Annotated in this window: 6 protein-coding genes; 5 read left to right on the top strand and 1 reads right to left on the bottom strand. The window is 69.8% G+C overall.

The window, feature by feature from the left end:
- Window positions 1-391: 391 nt before the first annotated feature.
- Window positions 392-2,032: a methyl-accepting chemotaxis protein gene (locus AC1D1T_RS13660; protein WP_477828030.1), complete on the bottom strand. Its 1,641-nt coding sequence runs from the start codon at window positions 2,030-2,032 to the stop codon at window positions 392-394.
- 92 nt (window positions 2,033-2,124) lie between these two features.
- On the opposite strand from AC1D1T_RS13660, the gene ureE reads away from it, so the two are divergent.
- The 5 genes from ureE to AC1D1T_RS13685 all read left to right on the top strand — a co-directional run bounded on the left by ureE (window position 2,125) and on the right by AC1D1T_RS13685 (window position 6,361).
- Window positions 2,125-2,679 carry an urease accessory protein UreE gene (ureE, locus tag AC1D1T_RS13665; protein ID WP_477838565.1) on the top strand — a complete coding sequence of 185 codons (555 nt, stop codon included), beginning with the start codon at window positions 2,125-2,127 and terminating at the stop codon, window positions 2,677-2,679.
- Window positions 2,680-2,684: 5 nt separating this feature from the next.
- Window positions 2,685-3,395, top strand: coding sequence for an urease accessory protein UreF (locus tag AC1D1T_RS13670; protein WP_477827244.1), 711 nt, complete (start codon window positions 2,685-2,687; stop codon window positions 3,393-3,395).
- 2 nt (window positions 3,396-3,397) lie between these two features.
- Window positions 3,398-4,111, top strand: coding sequence for a response regulator (locus AC1D1T_RS13675; RefSeq protein ID WP_477827245.1), 714 nt, complete (start codon window positions 3,398-3,400; stop codon window positions 4,109-4,111).
- Window positions 4,112-4,116: 5 nt separating this feature from the next.
- Window positions 4,117-5,313, top strand: a complete 1,197-nt coding sequence (locus tag AC1D1T_RS13680) for an ATP-binding protein (protein ID WP_477991996.1) — start codon at window positions 4,117-4,119, stop codon at window positions 5,311-5,313.
- 127 nt (window positions 5,314-5,440) lie between these two features.
- Complete coding sequence (locus AC1D1T_RS13685) at window positions 5,441-6,361, top strand: dioxygenase family protein (RefSeq protein ID WP_477827247.1); 921 nt, start codon at window positions 5,441-5,443, stop codon at window positions 6,359-6,361.
- Window positions 6,362-6,507: the final 146 nt, after the last annotated feature.

Genomic DNA, 6,507 nt, shown 5'->3' on the forward strand with positions numbered 1-6,507 from the left:
GAACCGTTGCGCAAGCTGCGCAGCACATGGTGTTTMATAGGCTTCCCCTCCAAGACGTGGCAGAAACAAGGCCCGGATGCTGCACGCTCCGCGAAGAAAGCCTGTAAGCCGAGGGAGCCGTCGGATAGCTGTCAAAGCACGTTCGTGCGAATTGACACGATCGCTCGAAAGAGAGCGCACACTCTCACGCAAATGATTACCAGGACTTGCTGTCGTACGACAGAGGGCGCCGTTGTAATTCGGCAGGAGATGTCGGACAACAACCGTTCATCGGCTGTTCCCGACCGCTTGGAATCGGTTCCAAACGAAGTGCCTGCAAACTTCTTGCTCTTCGTTACATCAGCTCACGTCTTGCCGATGCGAGCTATTCGCAGAGTCTGAGAGCGCCGTTTCAAGCGGATACAAGTCCGACGCCGAATGCTGCCGGATGGCCGTGAACCGCGGGTTTTACCGATGAGAGCGCAGACGCATCGGCGTCGGTCTTGAAGGCCGCCACCGACTCGAGGAGCTTCTGCGCCTGCAGCTTCAGGCTCTCGGCCGACGCCGAGGCCTCTTCCACCAGTGCCGCGTTCTCCTGCGTCGAGTGGTCGAGCAGCGACACCGCCTGCGTCACCTGCTCGATGCCGCTGTGCTGTTGCGCAGCCGAGCGGCGGATCTCGCCGACCAGGTCGTTGACGCTCGACACCTGCTGGTGGATGTCCTGCATCACGCGGCCGGCATCGGCCACGTGGCGCGAGCCACTGCCGACCTTCTCGGCGCTGTCGGTGATCAGCTGCTTGATCTCGCGTGCCGCGCCGGCGCTGCGTTGCGCGAGGCTGCGCACTTCGCCGGCCACCACCGCGAAGCCGCGGCCCTGCTCGCCGGCGCGCGCCGCTTCCACCGCGGCGTTCAGCGCCAGGATGTTGGTCTGGAACGCGATGCCGTCGATCACCGAGATGATCGACGCGATGCGGTCGCTCGACTGCTGGATCTCCTGCATCGTCTTGACCACGTCGCCCACCACGTCCTGGCCGCGGCCGGCCGCCTGGCGGGCGCTGCGCGAGATCTCCTCGACGCGGTTCACGGTGCCGGCGCTGTCCTTCACGGTGGCCGACATCGTCTCCATCGACGAGGCCGTCTCCTCCAGGCTGGCCGCCTGCCGCTCGGTGCGGTCCGACAGCGACAGGTTGCCCTGCGCGATCTCCGACGCGGCGCTGTAGACCGAGTCGCTCGAATTGCGGATGTCGCCGACGGCGGTGCGCAGGTTGTCCTGCATCTGCGCGAGTGCCGCCATCAGCTGGCCCATCTCGTCCTTGCGCTCGCTGTCGATGCGGCCCGACAGGTCGCCGCCGGCGATGCGCTGCAAGGCCGCCATGCCGCTGCGCATCGGGCGCACGACGCTGGTCGTCAGGCCCCAGGCCAGCAGGCTGCCGAGTGCCAGCGCGATCGCGCCGCCGGCGGCCATCGCGGTGCGCGAACGCTGGTTGCCGGCGCTCGCCGCCACGATGCGCGCATCGGCATCGTCGCGGATCACCTTGGTGAGCTCGGCGGCCGCCTTGCTCAGCGTCGTGAAGTTGGCGAGCGTCTCGCCTTCGAGCAGCTTCTTGACCTTCTGGAACCGCTCGGCATCGTCGGTGCTGGCCAGAAGCCGTTCGATCTCGGCCGAACTCGCCTCGTAGGATTTCAGCGCGCCGTCCACCGGCGCGAGCTGCGGCTCGATCGCATCGGCCCGCGGCAGGCTGCGCAGCAGCGTGATCTGCTCGACGAAGCGCGCATGGTGCTTCTTGAAGGCATCGGCCTGCGTCGCCCGCTCGGCCTCGCTCCAGCGCGTGGCCAGCAGCTCCTGCGCGCCGCGCATGCCGCGCGCCGCCGTGCCCAGTTCGGACACGCCGTTCATCGCCGGCATCGTCATGCCCGCCAGGTCGTCGAAGCGGCCCTGCAGCTGCGACATCTCGAAGAAGCTCTGGCCGATCGTGGCGCAGGAGAGCAGAAGCACGCTCGCGAAACCGAGGGCGAGACGCACGCCGATGCGCACATCCTGGAGCAGTTTCATGGTCCGATCCTTGTTCTAATCCAGGGGAATATCGGCCTTCCGTCTCCGGTCCTGAACGGAAATCCCCTAGGGTTTACTGCCACACTCACACCATGCTGACCGTGAACAAACTCCTTGCGCAGGGCCATGGACTGGCCCCTGCCCTCGTCAAACGCGGCGCGTCCGTCGAGCTCGACTGGGACGTGCGACAGAAGAGCCGCTTCGACGCCACCGATTCGCAGGGCCGCACGCTCGGCGTGTTCCTGCCGCGCGGCACCGCGGTGCGCGGCGGCGACGTGCTGGTGGCCGAAGACGGCTCGCTGATCCGCGTGGTCGCGGCGCCGCAGCCGGTGCTGGTCGTGACGCACTGCACGCAGCACGGCACGCCGTTCGACCTGCTGCGCGCCGCCTACCACCTGGGCAACCGGCACGTGCAGCTCGAGCTGAAGCCCGACCACCTGAAGCTCGAACCCGACCACGTGCTGGCCGACATGCTGCGGCAGATGCACCTGATCGTGAACGAGGCCTCGGCGGCGTTCGAGCCGGAAGGTGGTGCGTATGCGGCCGGCGGGCACGCGCATCACGGGCATGGCCACGATGATCACGACCACGGGCACGCGGGCCACGACCACCACGGTCACGGTCACCACGACCACCACGGCCACTGACACCGATGCCCCGCGTCCGCCGCGCCCCCGCCCCGACCAGCGCCGCCTCGCTGCTGCAGCTGATGTGGCTGGCCTCGCCGGCGCTGCCGGTCGGCGGCTTCAGCTACTCCGAGGGGCTGGAGTCGGCGGTCGATGCCGGCCTCGTCACCACCGAGGCGCAGGCCGCCGCCTGGCTGCTCGACCAGCTGCGCCTGGGCCTCGCCCGCAGCGACCTGCCGCTCGCCGCCAGGGCCTTCGCGGCCTGGCAGCGTGACGACCGCGACGCGATCCGCGAGCTGAACGACTGGGTCGTGCAGACCCGCGAGAGCAGCGAGATGCGCCTGCAGGCCGAACAGATGGGCCGCTCGCTGCTCGAGTGGCTGAAGAACCGCGGCCTCGCCGACGAGCGCCTCGCGGTGCTGGCCGCCCTGAAGCCGGCGCCGACCTGGCCGGTGGCGTTCGCACTGGCCGCCGCGCAGACCGGTGCGCCGCTGCGCGACGCGCTGCTGAGCCTTTGCTTCGGCTGGGCCGAGAACATGGTGCAGGCCGCGCTGAAATCCGTGCCGCTCGGCCAGAACGCCGGCCAGCGCGTGCTGGCCGCGCTGGCCGACGCGATTCCCGCGGCGGTCGACCGCGCGATCGCGGCCACCCACGCCGAGCGCCAGGCCTTCACGCCGATGCTGGCGATCCTGTCGGCACGCCACGAGGCGCAGTACTCGCGGCTGTTCCGCTCCTGACGATGATCCACGTCCTGCTGGTCGATGACGACCTCGACCTGCGCCAGCTCGTCAGCGACTACCTGCAACGCTATGGCATGCGGGTGAGCGCGGTGGCCGATGCCGCGAGCCTGCGGCGCGTGCTGCGCACGGGCCTGGGCGGCCCCGACCCGTTCAAGGTGCTGCTGCTCGACCTGATGCTGCCCGACGGCAACGGGCTCGACCTGTTCCGCTGGGTGCGCGAGATCGCGCCGCTGCCGGTGATCATGCTGACCGCGCAGGGCGACCCGGCGAGCCGCGTCGTCGGCTTGGAGCTCGGCGCCGACGACTACCTGCCCAAGCCGTTCGAGCCGCGCGAGCTGGTGGCGCGCATCCATGCGGTGCTGCGCCGCGCCGGGGCCGCCCCGGTCGCCGCGCCGACCGCGACCGTGCTGCAATTCGCCGGCTGGACCTTCGACCGGCTGCGCCGCCAGCTGACCTCGCCGCAGCAGGTGGTGGTCGCGCTCTCGTCGGCCGAGTTCCGGCTGCTGTCGGCCTTCGTCGACCACCCGAACCGCGTGCTGAGCCGCGACCAGCTGCTCGACCTGACGCGCGCACCCGGCGCCGAGGTGACCGACCGCAGCATCGACCTGACGGTGTCGCGGCTGCGCCAGAAGCTCGACGAGCCGAACCTGATCCGCACCGTGCGCGGCGAGGGCTACCTGTTCAACGGCAACGACGGCGGGGCGCGCGCTTGAGCCTGTTGCAGCGACTGCGCCCGCTGTTCAGCAACAGGTTGTTCAGCAACCGGCTGTTCAGCGACACCCTGTTCAAGCGGCTGATGCTGCTGATGTGGGTCGCGCTGGTGGCCAGCCATTTCCTCAGTTTCGCGGCGGTGCGCAGCATCGCCGACGGGCTGGGCAACGGGCCGCCGATGGGCTCGCCCGCACCCGGAAACGACGGCATGGGCGTGCCGCCGCTGTCATCGCTGCCGCCCGGCCTGCTGCCCAAGGGCGGCCCGCAGGGGCCGGGACCCGGCAGCGCGGGGCCGGGCGGACCGCCACCCCCGGGGCAACCCGGGCGACCACCGGTCGGCGCGCCGCCGATGCGCTCGCTGTGGCTCGACTACCTGGTGCGCTTCCTGGTGATCGGCGGGGCCGCCTGGTGGGGCGCGCAGTGGCTGTCGCAGCCGATGCGCCGGCTGGCCGATGCGTCGCGTGCGCTCGGCCAGGAGATCGCACAGCGCCGCCCGGCGCCGACGCTCGACGAGCACGCGGGCACGCGCGAGGTGCGCCAGGCCGCGCAGGTCTTCAACACGATGGCGCAGCGCCTGCACGAGCAGTTCGGCGCGCAGGGCCTGCTGATGGCCGCGATCTCGCACGACCTGCGCACGCCGCTGGCCCGGCTGCGCCTGCGGCTCGAGACGATGGAGCCAGGGGCGCAGACCGAACGCTGCATCGCCGACCTGCAGGAGATGGACGCGCTGATCGGCAGCGTCCTGTCGATGCTGCGCGACCAGCATGCGCCGCAGGCGCGCCAGCGCGTCGACCTGCGCGCCTTGCTGCAGGCCCAGGTCGACGACCGGGTCGAGCAGGGCCTCGCGGTGCGCATCGCCGACGACAGCGGCGGCGAGGCCGTCGTGCTGGCACAGAGCGAAGCCCTGGGCCGCATCCTCGGCAACCTGATCGGCAACGCGCTGCGCCATGCCGGTTCGGCCGAGCTGAGCCTGCGCGGCCATCCCCGCGAGCTGGAGCTGTGCATCGACGACCACGGCCCCGGCATCCCCGAGGACCAGCTGGAGACGGTGTTCCGCCCGTTCTACCGGGTCGCCAGCAGCGGCGGCAGTGGCCTGGGCCTGTACATCGCAAGGGACCTGGCCGAACGGCTGGGCGGCCATCTGACGCTGTCGAACCGGCCCGAAGGCGGCCTGCGGGCCCGGCTGCTGCTCCCACGCGCCTGATCGCCGCTCGGGTACACCGCAGACACAGTTCAAATGGACCGTGTCCAAGTTGATACAAAGCGACGATATTCCCGACACCGTCGGCGACCAGCATCGGCAGCCTCACAGCCACTGCCTCGCCAACACCATGTCCGACACCCTTCGCCACCACGCCCTCGACCACGAGCAGCCCTCATGCGACCCCCACGGGCCTCATCACGAGCACGATCTCGGCCTTGTCCACGACCTGCAGGTGATGCAGCGCCGGCGCGCACTGACCTGGCTGGCCGGCGTCGGCGCGGTGACCGCGGTGTCGTCGTTGCTCGGCTGCGGTGGTGGCGGCAGTTCCACGGACACCACCACCAGCAGCTCTTCGGGGTCCAGCGGCTCCGGTGGATCTTCCGGCTCCGGCAGCAGCTCCTGCTCGGTCATCCCGGAAGAGACCGCCGGCCCCTACCCCGGCGACGGCTCGAACAGCGTGAACGGCAGCGTCGCCAACGTGCTCGGGGTGAGCGGCATCGTGCGCAGCGACATCCGGTCGAGCCTCCCCAGCAGCCTGGGCTCGGCGGAGGGCGTCACGTTGACCGTCACGCTGACGCTGGTCGATACCAACACCAGTTGCGCCGACCTCTCCGGCTATGCGATCTACCTGTGGCACTGCGACCGGGAGGGGCGCTACTCGATGTACTCGTCGGGAGTCACCAGCCAGAACTATCTGCGCGGTGTGCAGGAGACCGATGCCAACGGGCAGGTCACGTTCACCACCGTGTTCCCCGGCTGCTACGCCGGCCGCATGCCGCACATCCACTTCGAGGTGTACCGCAGCCTGGCCACGGCCACCTCGTCGACCAGCAAGATCAAGACCTCGCAGATGGCGTTCCCGGTCGCCGATTGCAGCACCGTCTACAGCACGGCCAGCGGCTACAGCGCGAGCGTGAGCAACCTGAACCAGATCAGCTTCGCGACCGACAACGTGTTCAGCGACGGCGTCACGCTGCAGATGGCCACGCTGAGCGGCAGCGTCGCGGCCGGCTACACCGCCGCGCTGACCGTGGGAATCGCGGCCTGAGACCTGTTTTTTTGACGAAGGAGACAGCGACATGACGACCTTGAACCGCATCAACCGAACCCTGGCCGCCGCCGCGGCCACCCTGCTGCTGGCGCTGCCGCTGGCAGGCACCGCCGCTGACCCGGCCGCATCGCAAGGCGGCAAGC

The organism is Rhizobacter sp. P2_H3 (genome assembly GCF_056403355.1).